The organism is Corallincola holothuriorum, from assembly GCF_003336225.1.
Taxonomy (GTDB): Bacteria; Pseudomonadota; Gammaproteobacteria; order Enterobacterales; family Neiellaceae; genus Corallincola; species Corallincola holothuriorum.
In genome coordinates this window covers 79,044-101,274 of record NZ_QPID01000003.1, presented here as the reverse complement: position 1 = coordinate 101,274, position 22,231 = coordinate 79,044, and the positions used below count along the sequence as shown (strand labels likewise).

24 protein-coding genes are annotated in these 22,231 nt (G+C 52.0%); 9 read left to right on the top strand and 15 right to left on the bottom strand.

The features are described 5' to 3' along the window. Positions 1 to 91: 91 nt before the first annotated feature. The 3 genes from DU002_RS06060 to lepB all read left to right on the top strand — a co-directional run bounded on the left by DU002_RS06060 (position 92) and on the right by lepB (position 2,188). Positions 92 to 379, top strand: a complete 288-nt coding sequence (locus DU002_RS06060) for a winged helix-turn-helix domain-containing protein (RefSeq protein WP_114337483.1) — start codon at positions 92 to 94, stop codon at positions 377 to 379. Between the two features lie 151 nt (positions 380 to 530). Continuing rightward, on the top strand, positions 531 to 1,223 hold the full coding sequence (locus DU002_RS06055) for a hypothetical protein (RefSeq protein ID WP_114337482.1): 693 nt from the start codon (positions 531 to 533) through the stop codon (positions 1,221 to 1,223). Between the two features lie 20 nt (positions 1,224 to 1,243). Further along, positions 1,244 to 2,188: a signal peptidase I gene (gene lepB / locus DU002_RS06050; protein WP_114337481.1), complete on the top strand. Its 945-nt coding sequence runs from the start codon at positions 1,244 to 1,246 to the stop codon at positions 2,186 to 2,188. 61 nt (positions 2,189 to 2,249) lie between these two features. Here lepB and DU002_RS06045 read toward each other — a convergent pair whose 3' ends face one another. The 5 genes from DU002_RS06045 to DU002_RS06025 form a co-directional block, all read right to left on the bottom strand. After that, positions 2,250 to 3,479, bottom strand: coding sequence for a serine hydrolase domain-containing protein (locus DU002_RS06045; RefSeq protein ID WP_114337480.1), 1,230 nt, complete (start codon positions 3,477 to 3,479; stop codon positions 2,250 to 2,252). A 109-nt stretch (positions 3,480 to 3,588) separates the two neighbouring features. Then, positions 3,589 to 4,743, bottom strand: a complete 1,155-nt coding sequence (locus DU002_RS06040) for a helix-turn-helix domain-containing protein (RefSeq protein WP_114337479.1) — start codon at positions 4,741 to 4,743, stop codon at positions 3,589 to 3,591. 88 nt (positions 4,744 to 4,831) lie between these two features. Then, positions 4,832 to 6,520: a GMC family oxidoreductase gene (locus DU002_RS06035; RefSeq protein WP_114337478.1), complete on the bottom strand. Its 1,689-nt coding sequence runs from the start codon at positions 6,518 to 6,520 to the stop codon at positions 4,832 to 4,834. A gap of 2 nt (positions 6,521 to 6,522) precedes the next feature. Further along, a complete protein-coding gene (locus DU002_RS06030) occupies positions 6,523 to 7,191 on the bottom strand; it encodes a gluconate 2-dehydrogenase subunit 3 family protein (RefSeq protein WP_114337477.1) in 669 nt (222 codons plus the stop codon). After that, positions 7,185 to 7,775, bottom strand: a complete 591-nt coding sequence (locus DU002_RS06025) for a peroxiredoxin family protein (RefSeq protein ID WP_114337476.1) — start codon at positions 7,773 to 7,775, stop codon at positions 7,185 to 7,187. The genes DU002_RS06030 and DU002_RS06025 overlap by 7 nt, the downstream gene beginning before the upstream one ends. A gap of 224 nt (positions 7,776 to 7,999) precedes the next feature. On the opposite strand from DU002_RS06025, the gene DU002_RS19350 reads away from it, so the two are divergent. The 4 genes from DU002_RS19350 (at position 8,000) to DU002_RS06010 (ending at position 12,147) form a co-directional block, all read left to right on the top strand. Further along, positions 8,000 to 8,161, top strand: coding sequence for a hypothetical protein (locus DU002_RS19350; RefSeq protein ID WP_158537981.1), 162 nt, complete (start codon positions 8,000 to 8,002; stop codon positions 8,159 to 8,161). A gap of 244 nt (positions 8,162 to 8,405) precedes the next feature. Beyond that, the gene (gene nirB, locus DU002_RS06020) at positions 8,406 to 10,970 is read left to right on the top strand and encodes a nitrite reductase large subunit NirB (RefSeq protein WP_114337475.1); all 2,565 of its coding nucleotides are present in this window, start codon (positions 8,406 to 8,408) and stop codon (positions 10,968 to 10,970) included. Next, the gene (gene nirD / locus DU002_RS06015) at positions 10,967 to 11,293 is read left to right on the top strand and encodes a nitrite reductase small subunit NirD (RefSeq protein ID WP_114337474.1); all 327 of its coding nucleotides are present in this window, start codon (positions 10,967 to 10,969) and stop codon (positions 11,291 to 11,293) included. Before nirB ends, nirD begins: the two co-directional genes overlap by 4 nt. A 35-nt stretch (positions 11,294 to 11,328) precedes the next feature. Next, on the top strand, positions 11,329 to 12,147 hold the full coding sequence (locus tag DU002_RS06010) for a formate/nitrite transporter family protein (RefSeq protein WP_114337473.1): 819 nt from the start codon (positions 11,329 to 11,331) through the stop codon (positions 12,145 to 12,147). A 136-nt stretch (positions 12,148 to 12,283) separates the two neighbouring features. Here DU002_RS06010 and DU002_RS06005 read toward each other — a convergent pair whose 3' ends face one another. The 6 genes from DU002_RS06005 to DU002_RS05980 form a co-directional block, all read right to left on the bottom strand. Continuing rightward, positions 12,284 to 12,628, bottom strand: a complete 345-nt coding sequence (locus DU002_RS06005) for a hypothetical protein (RefSeq protein ID WP_147271785.1) — start codon at positions 12,626 to 12,628, stop codon at positions 12,284 to 12,286. Positions 12,629 to 12,740: 112 nt separating this feature from the next. Continuing rightward, entirely contained in the window at positions 12,741 to 13,148 is a 408-nt protein-coding gene (locus tag DU002_RS06000) for a GNAT family N-acetyltransferase (RefSeq protein WP_114337471.1), read from the bottom strand. Between the two features lie 141 nt (positions 13,149 to 13,289). Beyond that, complete coding sequence (locus tag DU002_RS05995; protein WP_114337470.1) at positions 13,290 to 14,489, bottom strand: ABC transporter permease; 1,200 nt, start codon at positions 14,487 to 14,489, stop codon at positions 13,290 to 13,292. Beyond that, positions 14,486 to 15,721, bottom strand: coding sequence for an ABC transporter permease (locus tag DU002_RS05990; protein ID WP_199405178.1), 1,236 nt, complete (start codon positions 15,719 to 15,721; stop codon positions 14,486 to 14,488). Before DU002_RS05990 ends, DU002_RS05995 begins: the two co-directional genes overlap by 4 nt. Continuing rightward, positions 15,690 to 16,382 (bottom strand): ABC transporter ATP-binding protein, encoded by a 693-nt coding sequence (locus DU002_RS05985; protein WP_114337468.1) that lies wholly within the window; start codon positions 16,380 to 16,382, stop codon positions 15,690 to 15,692. The genes DU002_RS05990 and DU002_RS05985 overlap by 32 nt, the downstream gene beginning before the upstream one ends. A gap of 12 nt (positions 16,383 to 16,394) precedes the next feature. Further along, entirely contained in the window at positions 16,395 to 17,543 is a 1,149-nt protein-coding gene (locus tag DU002_RS05980) for an efflux RND transporter periplasmic adaptor subunit (protein ID WP_199405177.1), read from the bottom strand. Between the two features lie 317 nt (positions 17,544 to 17,860). Here DU002_RS05980 and DU002_RS05975 point away from each other — a divergent pair, with 317 nt between their 5' ends. Together DU002_RS05975 and DU002_RS05970 are read left to right on the top strand one after the other, a co-directional pair. Beyond that, a complete protein-coding gene (locus DU002_RS05975; protein ID WP_114337467.1) occupies positions 17,861 to 19,201 on the top strand; it encodes a ferredoxin reductase family protein in 1,341 nt (446 codons plus the stop codon). Positions 19,202 to 19,314: 113 nt separating this feature from the next. Continuing rightward, complete coding sequence (locus DU002_RS05970) at positions 19,315 to 19,533, top strand: RNA-binding S4 domain-containing protein (protein ID WP_114337466.1); 219 nt, start codon at positions 19,315 to 19,317, stop codon at positions 19,531 to 19,533. A gap of 82 nt (positions 19,534 to 19,615) precedes the next feature. Here DU002_RS05970 and DU002_RS05965 read toward each other — a convergent pair whose 3' ends face one another. From DU002_RS05965 to nhaR, 4 genes are all read right to left on the bottom strand, one after another. Next, on the bottom strand, positions 19,616 to 19,858 hold the full coding sequence (locus tag DU002_RS05965; RefSeq protein ID WP_114337465.1) for a hypothetical protein: 243 nt from the start codon (positions 19,856 to 19,858) through the stop codon (positions 19,616 to 19,618). Then, complete coding sequence (locus DU002_RS05960; RefSeq protein ID WP_114337464.1) at positions 19,851 to 20,336, bottom strand: Tse2 family ADP-ribosyltransferase toxin; 486 nt, start codon at positions 20,334 to 20,336, stop codon at positions 19,851 to 19,853. Before DU002_RS05960 ends, DU002_RS05965 begins: the two co-directional genes overlap by 8 nt. Before the next feature lie 272 nt (positions 20,337 to 20,608). Then, entirely contained in the window at positions 20,609 to 21,109 is a 501-nt protein-coding gene (locus DU002_RS05955) for a Mut7-C RNAse domain-containing protein (RefSeq protein ID WP_114337463.1), read from the bottom strand. A gap of 157 nt (positions 21,110 to 21,266) precedes the next feature. Continuing rightward, positions 21,267 to 22,157: a transcriptional activator NhaR gene (gene nhaR / locus DU002_RS05950; RefSeq protein ID WP_114337462.1), complete on the bottom strand. Its 891-nt coding sequence runs from the start codon at positions 22,155 to 22,157 to the stop codon at positions 21,267 to 21,269. Between the last annotated feature and the right edge of the window lie 74 nt (positions 22,158 to 22,231).

Below are 22,231 nucleotides of genomic sequence, written 5' to 3'. Positions count from 1 at the left end.
CCAATCCAGTGACCGCACCAAGCAGATGATTTACTCTAACCATAACGCGCAACGGGGCTGCCCCTCCCCCAATGACAGGAAGCACGCAGTTGTGACTCAGGCCTACAGTAAAACCCAAACCAGCTTCTATCGCCGCTTATATCTGGCCCATTTGATTGATGCAGGTGTCAACACAGTACCAGCGATTATTGAAGCAACGGATATGCCGCGACGTACAGCGCAAGATACCCTGAATGCCTTGAGCGAACTCGGTGTAGAGATTGAGTTTGTCGGTGCCAATAAGAATGGCCACTACAAAGTAGTGAGCTGGGGGCCGATCAATCCGCAGTGGGTTAAAAGCCACCATAGCGAAGTTAAAAAGGTACTGGGTTACCTGTGAATATCCAGACAACACTGCAAGGTGGCCCTCTGTCACCGCAAAGACCCGCACTATATCGGTGAACCAGCTCCCAGTTTGAAAATAAATAAAAACTAATATTGAGCAAAGGCAAGTAAGCTAACCAGCCAACGAAGTTAACAATAAATTAACATTGAAAACACTGACGCAAAAATCCTATGCTCAACTTATCGAAGGTGCCGAAGCGCTGCTAACCGATGCAAACGGCGATGCCTTAGTGCTTAAGCTGGTAGATGATGTCATCGTCAAAAAGATTGAATGGCAGAAAAAATTGCGCGCCAAACTCTACCCACGCGTGAAGCGTTTTGCGGTCAAAAGTCGCCGTTTACGTGCCATGGGTTTTAACTCCGCAAAAGTAGTCGACCTGTTCGACTGTCCAGAGATGAGATGCGGGGTGGTGCTATATGAGATGGTGCCCGGTGAGGAACTGATCCAAAAGCTGGAACGTTCGGACATCGAGACAAAAAGACGCATACTGAAGAAGGTCGCTGGTTATTACGGCGAACTGAACAATAACGGTGTCTATTGCAGTCCCACCCACTTCCGCAACATCATGATTGATGAGCAACTCAATCTCGGCTTAATTGATGTCCACAACATCGATTTTCGTCCATGGCGCTTAGGGATGGATGCTCGGGCGAGAAATTTTCGCCGAGTCTTCAAATACGCAGAGCACTCAGCGCAGGTAATTGAGTGCGGTGCAGAACAGTTTTTTGTAGAGTATATGAATTGCTGCCGACTCAGTGATCGGCAACGCAACAAATTTTTGCAACGGCTACGTAAAAACGTGCCGATCTTTTTTAGTGGCGAGCAATTTGTCAGCTAATCATTGTTAAAGGAATTATTGTGACAACGGAATGGAAACCTAAGCGCTGGATAGCGCTGTTACTTGCAATCTTCGTTCAGCCCTTTGGCTTTTTATATATCAACCGAGCAAATCTGTTTTGGCTCTACTTGCTACTGTTATTCACTGGCGCGATGGCAGACATCGCCCTTCAGCGCCATGTATCTGCGAATGCCTGGTACCAGTACTTCTCATTTTCCCTGTTGGTGATGATCGTCGGGCCCATTCACACCTATTTTGCTGCCACTGCTAACCATCAGCCGCTTCGCCGTTGGTACAGCCATTGGTGGGGGCTGATACTCAGCTGTTTCAGCTTAGTGGCTATCCTAGGCGGCCTGAGGATCCTGTTCATTGAACCGTTTCAGATCCCGTCCGCGTCGATGAGCCCCACACTGACACCAGGGCAACATGTGATCGTCAACAAGATAGGATTTAATAATCTTAGATTTGCTGATCGTACATTCCATCAAGCGGCGCCACGTAACCCACCCAAACGCGGTGATCTAGTGGTATTTCAATATCCGCTAGCGCCTGAAATTGCTTATGTCGACCGCGTTGTCGGTTTACCGGGTGATCGTATTATCTATCGCGACAAGAAGGTCTTCTTGCAGCCTGCCTGCAACAAGCCCCTTCAGCCTTGCACTGCGCTAAACGCACTTGAACCAAGAAATAGCGAAGCCTCTCAAGTAATTAATGGCCAACACGGCGCCGTTGTCGTCGCAAACGAACAGCTTGGCGATACTCAGTATCAAATCTGGCTCACGCCAAATCGCCAAGAGCCATCGGCACACTATTATCGTCAACCCAATCAGGATATTGGTGAATGGACCGTACCGGCGGGCCACTATTTCGTCATGGGTGATAATCGCGACAACAGCGTCGATAGCCGATTTTGGGGCTTTGTACCGGCAGAAAACCTCATTGGTAACGTTGCTTTCGCTTGGTAAGGCAAGTACACGCTAGGTGCGCCGTCACCTAGCGTGTACTTGTGCTATTAAATGGCAATGACTACTGCAAACCTCTATGACCCGCTTGCAGGTAAGTGACCACCAGTCTGTCCATCAGCCCTGCCAGCGCGTTCGGTTGTGGCCCCAGCGTTTCCAGATTATCCGCATTGGTTAAGATCGCCACCGCAACCCCAAGCTCAGGCAAATAAGCAGCCACACTCCGATATCCTGGTAGTCTTCCGCCATGGCCGATAATGCGCGAAGTGTACTCCCCATGGAGGAACTCCCCCATCACCACACCTAAGCCATAATTCGTCCCATCAAACGTGGTTTGCAACTCACTCACCATCGCATCAGACAACAAGCCGTTCTCAATCACAGCGCGAACAAACTGCGCGGTTTCCGTTGCAGTTGAGACCATGGCACCGGCTCCCCATGCCTGCGCCGCATAGATCGCCAACGCCTGTTGTCCGGCATTATCAAGCGCGTCCGAACCATCACCCGGTAACCCTAACCGGTCCATATCCAGCCAAGCATCAGCCAGCGCTTTAGGCATCTCGCTCCCCTCAACCTGCCAGGTTTGGGTCAATGCCAACGGCACCCATAGCTGCTGTTGCATCAGTGTCGCCAACGGCATCTCATAAATACGTTCAAGTATTATCCCCAGCAGCAAATAGTTACTGTTGGCGTAATGCCATTGCTGGCCCGGCAGCGAAACCGGTGAGCTTATTGTTGCCAACAACTGCTCGGGGGACCACTGGAATTGGTGTTGTTGTTGCGGAGATACCCCCGCCAGCAACAGCCCCGCTACCTGATCATCTAACTCACCTAAGCCGCTGCTGTGTTGCAATAGCTGCCGTATAGATATCGCGCCGCTCACCTGTCCGTGGCTCAAAGCTTCAATGTCCGGCAACCAGTCTATCAAGGCACCATCTAAGCGCAGCAGACCACTATCTACCGCCATTAGCACCAAGGCCGACAGGTAGATTTTACTGACGCTACCGATGGCAAATTGGCTATCAGCCGTCACCGCTTGCCCCGTGCGGTACTCGCCATAATGCAAGCGATAGTTATCATCATCGCTAACAATCGCCACCGCCATCCCCGGTACCGCGAACGCCTCAGCAAAACTATCCAGTTGCTGCTGTAACTGTTCGGGCACACTGCCACTTGGCTGCACGGTAGGTTGCGCTGGTTTATGTGTCACCGTCGTTTTACTGGAGTGACCACACCCCGATAAGCCAATGGAAAAGGTGAAAAAAAATGCAGATAAAAGTGCACGAAAAGCCATCTGAAGTTCCCTTGTATTGTTGCAGTTTCAAAAGTGATAACCACAGTTTGCAAGGACACAACAGATTGGACGACAGCGCCGATAAACAGCGACGTTTCAGGGTGCGAGTTTATCCACTCACACCCTGTTCAAGGCGAAATTGCGACGGCGTCATGCCGGTTAACTTTTTGAAAAAGCTATTGAAAGATGACTTAGAGTTGAAACCAGACTGATAAGCGATATCAAGTACCGTCAGTGCTGAACTCTCAGGCTGAATAAGCAATGATTTCGCCTGCTCTACCCGAAAACGATTAATAAATTGATGAAAGTTCTCGTCAAACCCAGCATTAATCACCTGAGAAGTTTGATGCGTTGACCACTGCATCATATCGGCCAGCCGCCCTAAGGTAATGTTCGTGCTCAGGTAAGGGCGTTGCTCCTCAATGAGTAACAACAGCTTGGCTTTGGCTTGCTGCTGTTCCAAATCACTTAACGCATGACGCTGATACTTGGGGGGCTGTTCAAGAGCGTGTAGCTGCGCAGTATCCTGTACATCAAAAAACGTCGTTGGGCTCCATACCAGCCAGATACTCGACGCGATGATCACCAGTGCCATGCCGATATCCAGCAAGGGGGACCAGTCAAATGCCAGCGCCTGATTAAATTGATTAAACACGGTGGCAAACAGCGTCATTAGAAACACCAACGCCGTGGCAACTAACAAGCCAACTAACCAATGGAAGCGCGCCAGCATCGGCCCGGCATCATAGCCCTCCAAACGGCGCTGATAGCGATACAGCATCCACGCCAACGCCAGCAAGTAGCCGACATAGATAGGGTTAATCAACTGAAACCAGAAGTTAACCTGACTACCGATGGCATAGCTGGGGCGATCCCACGCCATAATGCGCTGAAAATCATCTAAGCCCCACAGCAACCACTGAATATGGAGCAAGGCGAGCAGCGCAGGAATAAAGTGCAGCAGTAAATGCCGAGACCAAACAGAGTCACCATGCAACATGCAGCGGAAGTACAGATACAGCAGTGGCGGGATCAACAGCGTTAATGGCAAATTCAGATAAACCAGCCAGGGGTAATCAACATGACGGTCTAGCGGGTAGCCACTGTGTACCCAAAGATAGGCTGATGCGGTTAGCAGCAAACTACTGCTGATAATCGCAACCGGGGCACCACGCTGCTTGCCCAGCACCACCAGCGCAATAATTATCCCCTGCAAAATACCCAACTGGGTGATCAACAGCCCCATCGCCCTTACACCCGCCATGCCATCATCAATGGTTTGAATAGTGTCAGTCTAAACAGCGGCGCATGACAGCTCCATGGACTGGATCATATCTTTGTGCTCACCACCCCTACCCCAACTGCGCCTTGATCTTATCCGCCACCCGAAACGCATTGGCGTAGATGGTAAAGGTGGGGGTCACGCTGCCGCCGTTGGGCATAAAGCTGCCGTCGGTGACAAACAGGTTATCGGCGCCATGCACGCGGCAGTCGGCATCCAGTACCGATGTTTTAGCATCGGTGCCGAAGCGACACCCGCCAGCAACCAGGTTCGAGGTGGGTGAAGAAAACGCATTACCCCAGGCGTGTTGTGCGCCCATCGCTTTCATCACGGCCACACCTTTATCCACCAGGTACTGCGCGACTTTTAGATCGTGGGGATGAAAGCCAGCCCGCACTTTGGCGACAGGCGAGCCCCAGCGATCCTTTTCCGTTGGATCCAGCGACACATAACACTCGTCATTAGTCAGCCAGTCGCAGAACACTTCAAACTTAAAGTCTTTCTCGCCGCTAAAGTGCGATTTCAGCCGCCGCTTTAACGCACTGCCCCACAACAGGTTGCCATCTTGCCACTTCAGGCTGTTGGCATCAGCCGTTGGACTGGGAGGATCAAACACGAAATCCAACGTGCCGCCTTTAACTGGCCGCGAAAAAGCCTGTTTATCGTCGATCACGTACCAATCTTGCAGCGCGCGATTAAAAAATGGCCCGCGCATATGAAACTGCGCTGCTTCCAGCTCACTGAACTTATCGTATTCAAACACGCCATGGCCGGTGCCACCGGCGCAGCAGTGCAGATTCTTGCCCACTTGGTCATGGTTATTACCTAACCCCTGTGGGTGTTTCGGCCCCGGTGAGCTCAGCAGTAGCCGCGCACTTTCAATGGCATAACAAGCCACCACAAACACTTTCGCCTGTACCCGTACCGACGCCCCTGCTTTATCAAAGTAATCAGCTGAAGTGACCTGCCCCCGGTTATCGCTATTTAAGCGATACACCTTGGCCTGAGGGATCACCTGACAGTGGCCTTTCGCCACCACCTGATCTAGCAGCGCCGCCCGCGAGCTGGCCTTGGCCCCGGAGTGGCAACCGTAGCTACCGCAATAACCAGAGTATTCACAACTACTGCGGCCATTAAATGGCAGCGACAAAATACCCCGCGCCATCGGCAATGGGTGGTATCCCAGAGACTGACACGCCTTATCAAAGCGATTGGCAATAGGGTGTTCTGCGGTGGGAGGAAACGGATAATCAGGGGTTGAACGTGGCTCTAAGTGGGGATGCTTCACCACCTTGCCGGACACGCCCACCAGTTGTTCTACTTTGGCATAATAGGGCTCAAGTTCATCGTAACTTATCGGCCAATCGACGGTGTTTGCCCCTTTTATCCCGCCAAATTCTGATTTTAACCGAAAATCGATCGGCTTCAGGCGATGAAAATAGCCACTCATAAAATTGCTGGCGCCGCCAACAATGTTGCCCCCCCAAAACTGCGTAGTGGTTTGCCGCGACCACTCACCATCGTCGGGCTCTTCCAGCACATGACGTTCCGCATTTAACTGCGAACGAAACGCATCATGGCGGGTAAGCTGCTCATCTTTGAAGAAGTCGTTCTCTTTAAACCAACCGCCCTTCTCCAGCACGCCAACCGAATAGCCGGCTTCAGCTAACGTATGTGCCACTGGGCCAGCACCGGCGCCACTGCCAACAATGCAAATATCGAACGCAAGACCTTGTCCCTGCTTGATCTTATCTTCCATGACTAAGACTCCTGCATATAACGGTGATAGGTATGATCTTTATCCGGGCGGGGATAGCCGGGTTGGTGCTGTAACCACTGCCAGCCAACCCCATTAGGGTTACCGCCATACACAGGATCTAAGGTCAGCGCCTCCATCACGTAGTAGAGCAGCAGTGACAGCCAATTTTCACCGGCCTGACTTTGGCTCACCTGACGTAATAGCGTGTCTTGTTGCTCACGGTTAAGCGCGCTGAATGACTGGCCATGACTGGATTTAGCAAGATCTTCCAGCCAGCCGATGCCCTGCTTCACAAACGCTTTATCGCCCTCTTCTGCATTGGGGGGATCGTCCAGTGCCCACTGCAGATAATCAAGGGCATGAAGATCCCGCGCCGACGGGCCATCGCCATCATCGGGGAATAGCTGCATCTGCACAGCATCCAACACCGCCAGTTCTTGTTTACTCAATTTATCGCTATCCGCAGGGGCTGCGCTTTCTGCATCCGCGGCCAACACCTGCCCCGGCTTACTGGCCAATAGCCCAGCCAGCAACAGTGCCGCGCCACTGTGCTGCAAAAACGCACGCCGACTAACGCCGCTGTTAAAGATAAATGCCTGCGACTTAGCGGCGCGTGGCGAACCCTGCAGCGATTTAAACTTGCCTGCCGTTTGCCGATCAGGTTTTAGCATGCCGCGTCTCCTTCACACTGCCCGGCCAGCTGGGTATCGCTCGGTTCAGATAACTGATTCCAGGCCGCCAGATGAGATGCCAGCTGCTTCGGCACACCATCCCGATGTTGGATCACCCCATTGATGTCGACAATAAACTCTGTGGGGGTACCCCATACGCCATATTGGTCGGTCACCTGCGCCCCATGATCGAAGGCCAATGGGTAATTGATGCCGTACTCAGCCTGAAACTCCGCCATCAAAGCAATGGAGTCATCCCAACCGGTATTAATCGCGAATATCTCCAGCTGCTGAGCAAACTGTTGCTGGCGCTTAATCAAGGTAGGCACTTTATGAATACAGTGGCCACACCAGGTATTCCAAAACACCAGATACACCGCCTTTTTGCCCTTGTAATCACTGAGGCGAAACGCTCTGCCATCGGCGTCCGTCAGGGTAAAGTCAGGGGCAATGTTGCCCTCTTCACTGCCAACCACTGGCGCGACGTTGAGTGGTGCACCCCCCCCCGTATCGGCAGCCAACCCAGGCGAAATAAACGTCAGGCTCAGCAGTGTGCTGGTTAGAAAGGCGTTAATAAAAGACATCTCAAGCGCACCTATGATTATTAAAAAGATAGCCGTTGTTAGCAGGCAGACCGCCTAACCTCTGATTATCGTTCACACTGGCGCTAACAAACTCAAGCCAAGCGCCCATCTGTTGATCTTAGTCAGTTTTCACCCGCGGCCACCACGCGATAACTAAGCAACACGGAACTCAACTGCTGCTTTTTTGTCCAACGCCAGTATGAACGGATTAAAGAGGTACCGTTATGTTGATGTTACTACTGACCGTGATGGCATTATTTTTACACATCTATTTTTGGCTTTTCTGTCGCTTAGACAAAGGCATAGAAACAAACTACAACCAAAGCGGCGAGCTGGAGATTATAAGATTTAGAGACCCGGAACAGCGGGGCGACTATCTCACCTAACGCGACAACCATCAGAGAGGGCTAGCCGCCGGGCTATCCCTCTTGAGGCAAACCCCAATGCCTACTTCACCCCTGCCCCCCAACGATGATTCACTCGCCACTGCGCCTACCCCAAAAGTAACTTTTGAAATACCACTTTAGAGATAATCGCTAGTGCAAGTTGATCTGACCCCGCGTCAGATTTGATCTCATTTCGTTAACATCCGCTCGTTTTTTATTCCGATGGTCAGTATTAGGAAGTGGTATGAGCAAAACACGTTTAGTGGTGATTGGTAACGGTATGGTGGGTCACCGCTTTATCGAAGAGCTGGTGGAACGTGCCCCAGCTAAACAGTTTGAGATCACCGTGTTTTGTGAAGAGCCAAGAGTCGCTTACGACCGTGTGCATCTCTCCGCCTATTTTGGCCACCATACAGCCGAAGAGTTATCACTGGTTAAGCCCAATTACTACGAAAAGCACGGTATCAAGGTGCTGATTGGCGAGCGTGCCATCAATATCAATCGAGCTGACAAAATTGTTTACTCCAGCGCTGGGTATGAAGTCAGCTACGACAAACTCGTTATGGCAACCGGCTCTTATCCCTGGGTGCCGCCAATTAAAGGCGCTGAGCAGAAAGATTGCTTTGTGTACCGCACCATCGAAGATCTGAAAGCGATTAAAGCCGCATCCAAAAACAGCAAGTCTGGTGTTGTTGTCGGTGGCGGCCTGCTAGGGCTGGAAGCGGCAGGCGCACTGCAGGCGCTAGGCATGGAAACCCATGTCATCGAGTTCGCTCCGGTACTGATGGCAGAGCAACTCGACCAACAAGGTGGCGAACAACTACGCCGCAAAATCGAGCAGCTGGGTGTGCAGGTACACACAGGTAAAAACACGCAAGCGATCATCTATCACGGCGATAACGCAGCAGGGAAACAAGCCCGCAACACTATGCAATTCGCCGATGGCAGTCAGTTAGAGGTCGACTTTATTGTGTTCTCTACCGGTATTCGTCCCCAAGACAAGCTGGCTCGCCAGACCGATCTTGCGATCGCCGAACGCGGTGGTATCTGCATTGATAATCACTGCCTCACCTCAGACAAAGATATCTACGCCATTGGCGAGTGCGCATCCTGGAACGGCCGTTTCTTTGGCTTAGTTGCGCCGGGTTACAAGATGGCGCAGATCACCGCAGATCATCTGCTCGGCGGTGACAGCCAGTTTGCAGGCGCAGACATGAGCGCCAAACTGAAACTGCTGGGCGTGAATGTCGGTAGTATTGGCGATGCCAACGGCCGCACAGCGGGGTGTAAAAGCTATGTTTACCTCGACGAGCAAGAAGAGGTCTACAAACGCCTGATCACCTCCAACGATGGCAGCAAACTGCTTGGTGCCGTATTGGTGGGTGATACTTCAGATTATGGCAATCTGTTGCAGTTGATGCTGAACGAGATCGACCTGCCGAAGCACCCAGACACATTGATCCTGCCCGCTCATGCCGGTGCGGAAAAGCCCGCCATGGGTGCCGATGCGCTGCCCGATTCAGCCGTGCTCTGTTCCTGTTTCGACGTCACAAAGGGCAAGATCGCCCAAGCGGTAGCCGACGGTCACACCAGCATGGCCGAATTGAAAGCGGCCACCAATGCCGGCACCGGTTGTGGCGGCTGTGTCCCTATGATCACCCAGGTACTGAATGCCGAGCTGGCCAACGCCGGTATTGAAGTGAAAAACCACCTGTGTGAACATTTTGAATACTCACGCCAAGAGCTGTTTCACCTGATCCGCGTCGACAAGATCAGCAGCTTCGAGCAACTAATCAGCAAATATGGCCAGGGTTATGGCTGTGAAGTCTGCAAACCGACCGTGGGCTCTATGCTCGCCTCTTGCTGGAACGAGCACATCCTTAATCCAAACCTCGTCGGCTTGCATGACACCAACGACAACTTCCTTGGCAATATGCAGAAAGATGGCACCTATTCGGTGATCCCGCGGATGGCCGGTGGGGAAGTCACCCCGCAAGCACTGGCGGCACTGGCAGCCGTTGCTGAAGAGTACAAGCTGTACACCAAGATCACCGGCGCCCAGCGTATCGGCCTGTTTGGCGCACAAAAGGATGATCTACCCGCCATCTGGGGCAAGCTGATCGCCGCAGGATATGAAACCGGGCAAGCGTATGCGAAAGCACTACGGATGGCGAAAACCTGTGTTGGTAGCACCTGGTGCCGCTTCGGTGTGCAAGACAGTGTTGGCCTTGGCTCTCAAATTGAACATCGCTATAAGGGCATTCGTACGCCACACAAAATGAAGTTTGGTGTCTCCGGCTGTACCCGCGAATGCGCGGAGGCACAGGGTAAAGATCTCGGCATTATCGCTACCGATGCCGGCTGGAACATCTATGTATGTGGTAATGGCGGCATGCAGCCCCGCCACGGCGATCTGCTGGCCAGCGATCTCGACCAAGCCACCCTGCTGAAGTACATCGACCGTTTTATGATGTTTTATATCCGCACCGCCGACAAACTGCAGCGCACCTCGGTATGGCTGGATAACATGGAGGGCGGCGTCGACTATCTGCGTGACGTCATCGTCAACAATAAATTAGGCATTAACGACCAGTTAGAACAAGACATTTGCACGCTGATTAATAGCTATCAGTGCGAGTGGCAAGCCACGCTGGATCAACCAGAGCAGCTAGAACGTTTTGCGCACTTCATCAATAGCGACCAGCGTGATGACAACGTGCAGTTTGTGCCTGAGCGAGCGCAGCACCGCCCAGCATCCATTCAAGAAAAATCCCCCATATTTAACATCTCACTGGAGGAAACGGTATGAGCCAGTGGATCGACGTTTGTCAGTTAACACAAATCACCCCAGGCACAGGTGTATGTGCACTAGTAGGCGGCCAACAAGTTGCGATATTTCGCCCCCACACCGACGAGCAGCTATTTGCTATCAGCAATATGGATCCATTTGCTCAGGCCAATGTGCTATCGCGGGGCATCATTTGCCAGCACGACCAGCAACTGTGGGTAGCCAGCCCGCTTAAAAAGCAAAGATTTAACCTTGCCGATGGCCGTTGCTTGGACAACCCAACCGTCACGTTGGCCAGCTATCCGGTGCAGGTTCGCAGCGGTGTGGTCTCGGTACAGGCATAACGAATTCAATTTAACTTAGAAAATTAGGGAACAATATGGCTTACGTAAAACCGGCAGAACTTGCCCAACAGATGATAGATGCGGGTGAAAGCAAAGTATTTATGTCGACCCGCGACACACTTATTCGCGGCATCATGGCTGGTGCCATCCTGGCCATTGCGGTAGCACTGGCGGTCACCACAGCGGTACAAACTGGCGTACCCATTATTGGTGCCTTGGTCTTCCCCGTTGGCTTCTGCATTCTCAATCTGATGGGCTTCGACCTGTTAACCGGTGTGTTTGCCTTGGCCCCGTTAGCGTTATTCGAGAAGCGCCCCGGCGTAACTAAAGCGGGTGTATTCAGGAACTGGTGTTTAGTCGCCTTAGGCAACTTGATCGGCGCGCTTGCCGTGGCTTTCTTAGTCGCGCTCACTTTTACCATGACTTTTACCGTTGAGCCCGGCGCCGTCGGCCAAGCCTTTATCAAAGCCTCCACCGCCCGCTCGTTAGGCTTCGCCGAACATGGCTTAGCCGGTTGGGTCACCGTCTTCGTCAAAGGCATTCTGTGTAATTGGATGGTCTGTCTGGGTGTCGTCGGTGCCATGGTATCGCGCTCAGTCGGCGGCAAGGTGATCGCCATGTGGCTGCCTATCTTTATCTTCTTCGGCCTGGTGTTCGAGCACGCCGTGGTGAACATGTACCTGTTCCCACTGGGCATGATGTTGGGCGCTGAATTCACCATCGCTGATTGGCTGATCTGGAACCAGATCCCGGTAACGCTGGGTAATTTAGTGGGAGGCTTACTGGTCACCGGTATGAGCATCTATATCACCCACGGAAAAACCCTGCCAGCGCGTAATGCAGAAGCGGTGTAACTCGATATAACCATCGGTTTTTAAAAACCAAAACAGAAAAAGGCAAGCAGAATCGCTTGCCCTTTTTGTTTTCTTAGATTGGTCAGGCAAAGAAAAAAGGTGACGGTTGGTATCTATCGCGTTGTACCAAGAAACCCTACGAACCGATCGCTCCACTTACCAATAAACAGCCAATGGTGGCAAGCATACACCATGCTACAGTCCAATAACTTCGTCGAAGATTATCGCAGTCTTTGCTTAATACAGGGTCAGCTAGAGCAACATATTCTTGATTCATGATAAATGAATAAGCGGGCTCGCAAACGCCATGAGCATAACCCGGCATACGTTTAGGCGAACCAATATTTATCCAAATAGCCCTGTGATTTTCAGCTAAATACTCGAAAACATGCACAGCTTGTCTATTTAGACGGATCAGAAGAATACCCAACACAGGTATGCCAAGAAAAAGAACCAATGTTCCGACAATAGCCATATTCACCTAGCTCTATTTACCGCGTTTATCTATACAAAAATTAAAAAAAGTTCTCTGGAATGATGCACACAGGTTCTTCACCTCTATTTCCCAAAAACACGAGAAATATATTTTTACCTTAATGCTCATCCCCAGCATAGATCCACATTGACGCGGTGCTGCCAGCACGCTCAAAACCCATGGTTTGATAGAAAGCGATGGCGTCACCATCGGCGGTGAGCATCTGCTGGTGAAAATCTGCATATTTGCTTTGTAGCGCTGTCATGATCTGGCGGCCAATACCTTTGCCCTGAAAGTCGGGATGCACCAGCATATGCGGGTAGTAGACCACCAGATGACCATCAGAAATGGCGTTGGCTAAGCCGATTAAACGCCCATCCAGGCGGGCGGTCACTAAGCCGTGGGAGCCTCGCAGTGCGGCGAGGAGTTGTGACGGTTTGTCTGCCGCAGACCAGCCAACGGCGCGATACAGGGCGACCACTTCGTCGCTGGTAAGCTCATCCTGTGAACTGATAACCACTTCCATCTAAATCTCTTATATCAATGAGTTGCTGTGGCTCACTAGGTTCTAATAGATCGTGACTGGATTGCAAATAAAGATAAACGTTCCATCGATTACGTAAGTACCACCACTGACAACACAAGTTAACTGGATCGCCCTTAACGCTCAGCCGCCATGCAGTGCCTGCACCGGATCTTGGCGCATGGCGCGCCACGCTGGCAGCAATCCGGCGAGTAGCCCCACCAGTGCCGATAGCAGCAGGGCGGCAAACAGAAATAGCGGCTGGATCACCAGCGGCAATCCGGGCACAGCCAAGGCCAGTAGGCTTTGGGTCGCCACAACGATCAGTAAACCCGCAACCCCGCCGGCAAGTGCCAAGGTCACCGCTTCACCGAGAAACAGCGTGAGTATCAGATATCGGTTGGCACCGAGCGCAGTTAACAAGCCCACCTCAGGAATTCGCTCCTGCTGGGCGATACTCATGATAGTAAAAATCCCCACTGCGCCCACCAAGAGAGAGATCCCACCCAATCCGCCGATGGCGGCTTTGATAATGGTCAGCACCTTATCCAGACTGGCCAACATATCCTGTTGGCTATAGAGGGTAAAATCTTCACGCCCATGGCGACGATACAGGTGATTGAATATGCGACGATTAATCTGTTGATCGGTCAACTCCGGCCGGTACACCACATCGATCTCCATCAGGCTTTCACGATCGAATATCGCCAACGCCAGCGCCGCAGGAAGATAGATAACATCGTCCAGATCAAAGCCCAGAAATTGCCCTTTCGGTGCCATCACCCCGATGACACGAAAGCGGCGGTTATCCACCCGGACAAACTCACCTAACGGATCTTTGAAAGGAAACAGTTCTGCAGCGAGTTTAGATCCCAACACGGCCAATGCCCGCGGTCGTTTGCTGTCATCGTCTGGCAGAAACTGGCCGCGGGCGACACTGAAACGCCAGGCATCTGCAGCTTGATGGTTCACCCCCAGCAGATCGCTACTGCGGAGCAAGCCGCCCGCTTTTAGCTCTGCGGTACCAGAGATCACCGGCACCACCTGCTCTACGCCCGGCAAGCGTTGCAGGCTGTCAGCATCCTCCAAGGTCAGCGGGCGCACCGTGCTGATAATGCCGCCGGAGATCCCCTGGGTGGTGACTTTACCCGGCGTTACTGCCACCAGATGGCTGCCAAACTGGGAAAAGTTATCCAACAGATAGAGCCTGACCCCCTCGCCAATGCCGGTCAGCGTTGTGACCGCCGCGATCCCGATCGCAACCCCCAACGCAGACAGCAGATTTCGGCTGCGTCCGGCAGTCAACGAACGCCACAGCCAGCGCAACATATCTTGTGTTCTCATAGCGCACCACCGCGCAAGCTTTCTACCGGCGGTTTTTGTGCCGCACGGGACGCTGGCATCAGCGCAAACAGCAGCGCCACCAGCGGTGCACAACAGAATGCCGAGACCGCCGCCCATAACGGTACCGCCAGCGGAAACGCCGGATACCACCATGCCATAAGCGCTACTAGCAGGTAGCCGCAAACCATCCCCAATAGCGCCCCAGCCAGTGACAGCAGCGCCGCCTCAGTGAGGAAGATCGCCCGTACCGTGTGATTATCTGCGCCCAGCGCCTTTAACAGACCGATCTCACTGGCCCGTTGGTGGGTGCTGATGAGCATGATGTTCATCATCATGATCCCGGCCACCACCAGGCTGATGGTGCCGATCCCTGCCACCGCCAGCGTCAATGTCAGCAGGATATCGCCAAAGGTACTGAGTAAGGCATCCGGACGCAGCACGGTAATATCTTCCACCCCTTGATGACGATCGGCCATCAGATGGATCACCCGCTGCTGTAACCTGACCAGCGACTGCCCGCCCGCCGACTGAATAAACAAACGAAACAGACCTGAGGTGTTAAACAGCGCCTGTGCCGACGCCACCGGGATCAGTACCGCCTCGTTCAGACGCAAGCCCATGTTGCTGCTGTTACTCTGAAAGACACCAATGACCCGAAAGCGGCGGTTATCGAGACGCAGCCATTGTCCCAGAGGCGACTGCTGCGGATACAGTTCGGCGGCCAGATCACTGCCGATAACACTGACCGACTGCGCCCGCTCTACAGCCCCTTTCGGCAGCCCTTGGCCAGCAATCAGATCGAGGTTGTGGGTAGTAAAAAATGCCTCGCTGGTACCCAGGGTAATGGCCTGACGATTACGGGCGCGATAACTGGCTTCTGTGGTGCCAACAATCAGCGGGGCCGCGACAATGTCGGCGATCTGCTGTTGCAAGTAGCGCATATCATCGAGGGTAATATCTCTGGCACTGGCACCAGTGATCGGCGGTAAACCACCGGTGGTCTCTTTCTTGCCCGGCAGCAGGATCAACAGGTCTTTCCCAAGAAAGGCAAACTCGTTATCCACGAAGTTCTTGGCGCCTTGCCCCAGCGCGGTCATCACCACCACGGAGGCGACACTGATCCCGATGGCCAGCAATAGCATGACGCCACGCAACTTCTGGCGCACCAGTGCCGCCAGCGCAAAACTCAGTAGATCGGTACTACGCATGATCACTATTACCGTCACTGTCACTGACGATAGCGCCATCGGCCATACGGATCTGCCGACTGGCGCGGGCACCGAGTTCGGGATCGTGGGTGACAATCAACAGCGTGATCCCCTGCTCTCGATGCAAGGCCTCCAGCAGTTCAATCACCTCCTGACCAGACTGACTATCAAGATTACCTGTGGGTTCATCCGCCAGCAGTAAGCTCGGCGACATGGCCATCGCCCGACCTATCGCCACCCGCTGGCGCTGGCCACCGGAAAGCTGATGAGGTTGATGCCTAACACGATCCTCCAGCCCCAATTGTGCCGCCAGTCTATTGATGATCTCGTGGCGCTGTGGCGGTGCCATGCCTGCCAGCGTTAACGGCAACTCCATGTTTTCGAAGGCAGTTAGCCTTGGCACCAGATGAAATGACTGAAAGATAAAACCGATAGAGCGGCTACGCAGCGTTGCCAACGCCGATTCCCCCAAGTGGGCGGTATCTTGAGCATTGAGCAGATAGTGACCACTATCGGGGCGATCCAATAAACCAAGCACGTTGAGCAGTGTCGACTTACCTGAGCCTGATGGCCCCATCACCGCCACATATTCGCCATCCCGTATCGCTAAATCGACCGCTTTCAAGCCATCCACCCACTGATCGCCTAACTGAAAACGTCGACTGACATGCTTTAGTTCAATCATCTGCTAGCTCAATCACCGTTCCGCCTGCTGCTGACTCGGTTTTGCACTCACGACCATACCCGGAGTGAACTCAATCTTGGCGGGGTAGCGCACCAGCTGATCGCCCTCGCTGAGGCCTTGCTCGATGCTGATCCAGCTCCAATTCCGCAGCCCGGTTTCAGGCGTCACCAGATGTAGGGTTTGGCCATCCCAAATATAGCCCTCGCCCTCCTCCCCTAACGACTCAGCCGGCAGACGCAAAGTGTCATCTAAGCGCGCCACCTCAATCTCCATATCTGCGCTGTAACCGATCAACATAGGGCGGTCGACAGGAAAATTGGACAGTTCCGCTTCCACCTCCACCGTCCGTGACTGCTTTTCCAGATCTAATACGTAGGGCGCAATACGACGAACCCGCGCGGCAAAGGATTGCCCGGGGAGCGCGTCCAAGGTAACGATCACGGGCATGTCGAGTGCCAGCTTAGCGGCATCCACCTCATCGATAGGCGCGGAGACATAGAAGCAGCGATCATCCAGCAGGTCGATCGCCGGTGGCGTTGCCACACCGGGGGGCGAAGGCGTCAGGTACTCGCCCAACTCACCATTCACTTCGGCGATCACACCATCGAACGGCGCATAAAGCTGGGTCTGTTTGATATGGGCTTGCTGCAGCTGCAACCGCGCGCTGATCGTTTGCTCACTGACTTTCGCGGCCTCGCACGCCAGTTCACTGTTGGTAGCGCGGGTACGGGCATTATCAGCACTGGTTTCTGATGCCATGTTGCGTTTGACCAAGGTTTCCAAACGCGCAGATTCACGGCGGTCGAACTGTGCTTGCAAACAGCTTTGCTGACGCACCAAGGCGCTGTGAGCCAATTCCGCTTCGGCTTGCGTCACGCTGGCGGTGAGATCCTCATTCCACAGCTCCAGTAGCTTATCGCCCGCTTTTACTCTATCCCCCTCTTGCACCAACAGGGTGGTAACAACACCTCCTAACGGCAGCGCTAGACGGGAACGATGGCAGGACTTAACAGTGCCAGCACGGGTATTGACTACCGTTTCCACCACCGCACCCCGCGACACAGACACCAGCTCAACCATCAGCGGTTGCGGACGCTTAAACCACAGCAATAGCGCGGCGATAAACAGCGCCACTAAGACTATCCAAATCTTCGCCTTCACCTTGGCTCCCGTCCTTTGCCATCCTCTCTCAAAGCATAGCTGGCGCTGAAAATGGCCTATACCCAGCGCGTAGTGTTTTCACCATGATTTTGATCTGTATACGCTTTTTTATGCAGCTAACGGATTGCTGTCGCGGTGATCTGATAGATCGTCATTCCTCTGTCTCAAAAGTAAGCGAATGCAGCACTAAGTCCATCAACCGGCACAAAACTGATCGAGCGCAAGACCCAACCAGACTTAACTTTCCTTAACAATCATTCCCGCCGATTTGTGGTCATATAAATAGGGAGAGTTCTCCGTCACAAGGCTGATAAATTATGCGTCGCATCTCTGTTTTACTTTGCTCGCTTTTTGCCGCCACCACCCTGCTCTGGTTGATGGCTGAAAATGGCGAGCACCTAAAGTGGGCCTACTTCCCGATCCGTCATTATATGGTGCAATATTCTGGCGTGATGGCTATCGCGGCGATGAGTGTCGGTATGATTTTGGCCACTCGTTTACCCATCTTTGAGCGCCTGACCGGCGGCTTAGATCGCGCCTATCGGCTCCATAAATGGCTGGGCATCAGCGCCTTGGCCTTAGGTGTTTTGCATTGGTTCTGGGCCAAAGGCACCAAGTATATGGTGCAACTGGAATGGTTAGTGCGACCGGGGCGCGGCGGCCAAGGTAGATCACACGATACGGGTGATGGATCGGTGATCAGTACTTTCCTACATCAAAATCGTGACTTAGCCGAAATCATCGGCGAGTGGGCGTTTTATCTGCTGGTGATCCTGATCGCCGTATCTCTGTACAAAAAGATCCGTTACGGCAGCTTTGTCAAAACCCACAAAGTGATGGGCGTGCTCTATCTGCTACTGGTTTTTCACAGCGTGGTGTTGATGCGCCATAGCTATTGGGAAGCACCTTTGGGCTGGGTGCTGGGTGGCTTAATGGCGTTGGGGACACTGGCGGCAATTTATTCTCTAGCAGGCCGCATCGGCCAGAACAAACAGTTACACGGCACGGTGAAGCAGCTGGACTTCTTCGAACATAACCAAGTGCTGGCAATCGATATCGATACCGATCAGCGCTGGCCGGGACACCAAGCCGGGCAATTTGCTTTTCTGCACTTTGAGGGCGAGGAACCGCACCCCTTCAGCCTGACCTCTGCGCCCACAGAACAGGGTATTGTGAGCTTTGAAGTGAAAGCGCTGGGTGACTTCACCCAACAGTTACGTCAACGTATTAACAAAGGTGATGTAGTCAGTATTGAGGGGCCTTATGGCCAGTTTGATTTTCAAGACAATCAAAGCCATCAACTATGGATAGCCGGCGGCATCGGTATCGCTGCATTTAAAGCGCAACTGCAACAGATAAAACAGAGCGGTAGCAGGAAACCTGTCACTTTGTTCTATTCCACCCAGCAGCCAGATGAGCGCTATATTCAACAACTGCAGCAGCTCGCCACAGACGCAGGGATCACGCTACATATCCATGACAGTGTGCAGCAGGGCTTATTAACCACAGAGATGATTTGCCAATACTGCCGCTACTGGCGTGACAGCAGCATCTGGTTTTGTGGCCCCAAACGGTTTGCCGACGCATTGAAAAAGGGGTTTGCCAAACAAGGTATTAGCGAGCAGCGCTTTCATAGCGAACTGTTTGAGTTTCGTTAGACCGCTGTATTTAGTCAACAACGAAATTCCATTGGCGAACGCTCTGCAACACCCTATAGTAGGCCGATTAAATCAGCCCACGCTGATAGCAAAGCAAAGCCAAAGGCCAAATCATGAGAGACGTTGAATTAACCAAAGAACCCGTCGAGTTATATAAGATATTAAAATTTGAGGGGCTTGTAGAGAGTGGTGCTGTCGCCAAACAAGTGATCGACGAAGGTTATGTGTCGGTCAATGGCGAAATGGAGATCCGCAAGCGCCGTAAGATCGTTTCTGGTGATGTGATCGAACTGGGTGACGATAAATTTCGCGTGGTTTTGGCGGGGCAATGATAGCAAGAATCAATCAGATTACGACCATAGGGATGACTGCCTGAACGGGGACTGAATGACAGTCCCCATTGATAAGGCGTCTCTAAGCTAGTTCATCAAATGGAGGATGCAGTAAATCTTCTAGCGGTATGCTTGTTTTCCCAAGCTTCTCTTCTGCCTGATAAACCTTAACCAGTTTAGCTAGCTCAAGCTCATACATGTAACTACTCTCTTCATAATCATCACCATCCACAGTACAAGATTGAGACAGAAAATCATTATGTTTAATAGCCGTTTGAAGCGCTTGAATGCAAACAGACAAAGACCTCAGTTCCACATTAGGCATGTTTAACACCTTTAACTCGAATACCCGCATTATAAGCAAGTTTATCGAGCGCACTAATCAGTTCTTCTTTAGACATACTGTAATTCGGTGATATTGAGTAATGCCAGCACTTCTTCCGAGCAATATAGTGATCTTTAGTTATTACTAATTCTTCAGGGATATGCGTTCCTTTCGGTATAGTGAAATACTGCCAATTTTTATGCCCAAAGATCCCTTCTTTGTCGACTAGCGAAGTTCCTACACCCTCTTCAGAAAAAACTATCTCTTTTCCGCTCTCCTCATCTTTAACTACAGTAACATCGGGCTCTCGAATATCACCATTAGGCAAAGTTTTACGATAAAAATCTGGATATAAGGGATTCGATTTAGAGTTTACTTCCGAGTTATGTAAGCCGCGCCAAAGCGTAAGGGGCCGCTCAGAACGATATATTTTTTCAATATCTCCTCGCCTAACGATGATTTCTTCCAACGTAATCATATCGACTTTCCTTAGTTAATATTTATAGCTAAAAAACAATTATGGCAAAGAAGTGAAAAGCAGACGAAACCAGATTAGATAGGAGAAAGTCATGTCAGCATCCTTGCTCAATTACCGCTCAAGAAGCGTAGAGAACTAACTTCTTTCCGTCAATATCGAATGTCTCAACTGCAAATTTTTATTCCTCTATCACTTCAATATCTGCACCGATATACGTGGCTGAAGTAATGCTACCTTATTGGAATAGTATTTGTGTGCAATAAGTAGCGTCCTTAGCTCTCCATAGCAAATGCGTCACTAAAACCCGCCATACGCTGGCGAATACGTGCCACATGGCTGCCCATCCAATAACAGCGACCACAAGCGGGGCAGATAAAACCGGCTTGTGGTGGCGACGTCATATCTGCCGGCAGTTTCAACTTCATCTCCTCTGGCGAACAGGGGCGCAGGCGTTGATTACAACAACTACAGCGACTAAACGGTGTGGCGGTGAGATTGAGATGAAAACGCGTGACCAGTTCCCGCATCTGCTCATCCACTTTGTTACCCAGCACCAGGTAAACCCGATCCGGCCGTTGTTCATCAGGCAGCCGTTTATCGCGGGTCAGCAGGATACGCTGCTCTAGGTTGGCATGTTGTGCCAGTACCTTGTCGTCAATAGAGGGATGAAATCGGGTATCAAAGCCTAACAGACGTAACCAACGCGCTGTGCCGCCGAGCATGGCGTCACAGTAAAAGCGCGGAGCTTGCGTCGTACACTCGTTGTAAATCACCCGTGCTCCTGCAACAAAGACTGAGCTGGCTAGCCATATCGCTTGCCGCTGTTATGACTGTTTTTCTGTCCGATAACTTCCAGTCAGCTTAATAAGAGTATAGGCAGAACTGAGCTAACACTGCTCCTTCACCACGCCCTGTGGCATATCCGTCACTTCAATCTAACCACTCGCGCGCGGTCTCAGTAATGGCTATCACTGCAGGATTAGATAGCCGTCGCTCTGTCGAAATAGCAAAGAACTGTTCGCTTATTTCGTCAGTAGCGCCGACCAGCTCAACGCCATATTGAGCGATGATTTCGTTGGCAATGGCGGTCGGCACAACGAAGACACCGACACCCGCCTGACCAAAGGCTTTCATTAATGCACTGTCATCAAACTCACCCACAACATTCGGGTAGATATGTTGTTTGTCAAACCACTGCTGCAGGCGCATATGGGTCACGCTGATCTCGCTGGGGATCAGCAACGGTGCACCGTTTAAGCTACTGGGAAAATTATTCCGCAATTCACTGGCCAACTTGGGCACCGCAACGAAGCTTAACCCACACTCTCCCAAAGCATGATTGAAACCTCGGATCCCGATGCCTGCAGGTACTGGTGCGTCAGCAATGACGATATCCAAACGATGCAATGCTAATTCGGCTAACAGGTCGCTCAGACTATTCTCTTTGCAGATCATACGGATCGGATCTGCAAGCTGTAATGCAGGTGCCAACAAACGATAAGCAATTGATTTAGGCACAACATCGGCCACCCCTACTCGCAACGGTTGGGGCCGTTTAAATGAGTTAGACCGCATCGCGTCTTCAAGCTCATCGCCAAGGGAAAATATCTCGTCCGCATAACTCAATACCATTCGCCCAACATCAGTCAGCTCCAGTTTGCGCCCCACTTTCTGAAATAGAGCACCACCAAAGTGCTCTTCCAACAGGCGAATCTGGCCACTGATCGTTTGCGGCGTAATATGTAAGCGTTCGCTAGCGCGTACGACGCCGCCCTGCTTCGCGGCGACCCAGAAATAGTGCAGATGTTTATAGTTGAGCATCGGCTAACACTTCGGTTTTTACGAACTATAAAGTAGTTATATTCGACTATACCTGCCATTCAAACAAGTCTAAC

Excerpts from the sequence above, each read along its gene's own strand:
- DU002_RS06045 (WP_114337480.1), bottom strand. The coding sequence starts at position 3,479 with ATGGCTTTTCGTGCACTTTTATCTGCATTTTTTTTCACCTTTTCCATT.
- DU002_RS06040 (WP_114337479.1), bottom strand. The coding sequence starts at position 4,743 with ATGGCGGGTGTAAGGGCGATGGGGCTGTTGATCACCCAGTTGGGTATT.
- DU002_RS06035 (WP_114337478.1), bottom strand. The coding sequence starts at position 6,520 with ATGGAAGATAAGATCAAGCAGGGACAAGGTCTTGCGTTCGATATTTGC.
- DU002_RS06030 (WP_114337477.1), bottom strand. The coding sequence starts at position 7,191 with ATGCTAAAACCTGATCGGCAAACGGCAGGCAAGTTTAAATCGCTGCAG.
- DU002_RS06025 (WP_114337476.1), bottom strand. The coding sequence starts at position 7,775 with ATGTCTTTTATTAACGCCTTTCTAACCAGCACACTGCTGAGCCTGACG.
- DU002_RS19350 (WP_158537981.1), top strand. The coding sequence starts at position 8,000 with ATGTTGATGTTACTACTGACCGTGATGGCATTATTTTTACACATCTAT.
- nirB (WP_114337475.1), top strand. The coding sequence starts at position 8,406 with ATGAGCAAAACACGTTTAGTGGTGATTGGTAACGGTATGGTGGGTCAC.
- nirD (WP_114337474.1), top strand. The coding sequence starts at position 10,967 with ATGAGCCAGTGGATCGACGTTTGTCAGTTAACACAAATCACCCCAGGC.
- DU002_RS06010 (WP_114337473.1), top strand. The coding sequence starts at position 11,329 with ATGGCTTACGTAAAACCGGCAGAACTTGCCCAACAGATGATAGATGCG.
- DU002_RS06000 (WP_114337471.1), bottom strand. The coding sequence starts at position 13,148 with ATGGAAGTGGTTATCAGTTCACAGGATGAGCTTACCAGCGACGAAGTG.
- DU002_RS05995 (WP_114337470.1), bottom strand. The coding sequence starts at position 14,489 with ATGAGAACACAAGATATGTTGCGCTGGCTGTGGCGTTCGTTGACTGCC.
- DU002_RS05985 (WP_114337468.1), bottom strand. The coding sequence starts at position 16,382 with ATGATTGAACTAAAGCATGTCAGTCGACGTTTTCAGTTAGGCGATCAG.
- DU002_RS05975 (WP_114337467.1), top strand. The coding sequence starts at position 17,861 with ATGCGTCGCATCTCTGTTTTACTTTGCTCGCTTTTTGCCGCCACCACC.
- DU002_RS05970 (WP_114337466.1), top strand. The coding sequence starts at position 19,315 with ATGAGAGACGTTGAATTAACCAAAGAACCCGTCGAGTTATATAAGATA.
- DU002_RS05965 (WP_114337465.1), bottom strand. The coding sequence starts at position 19,858 with ATGCCTAATGTGGAACTGAGGTCTTTGTCTGTTTGCATTCAAGCGCTT.
- DU002_RS05960 (WP_114337464.1), bottom strand. The coding sequence starts at position 20,336 with ATGATTACGTTGGAAGAAATCATCGTTAGGCGAGGAGATATTGAAAAA.
- nhaR (WP_114337462.1), bottom strand. The coding sequence starts at position 22,157 with ATGCTCAACTATAAACATCTGCACTATTTCTGGGTCGCCGCGAAGCAG.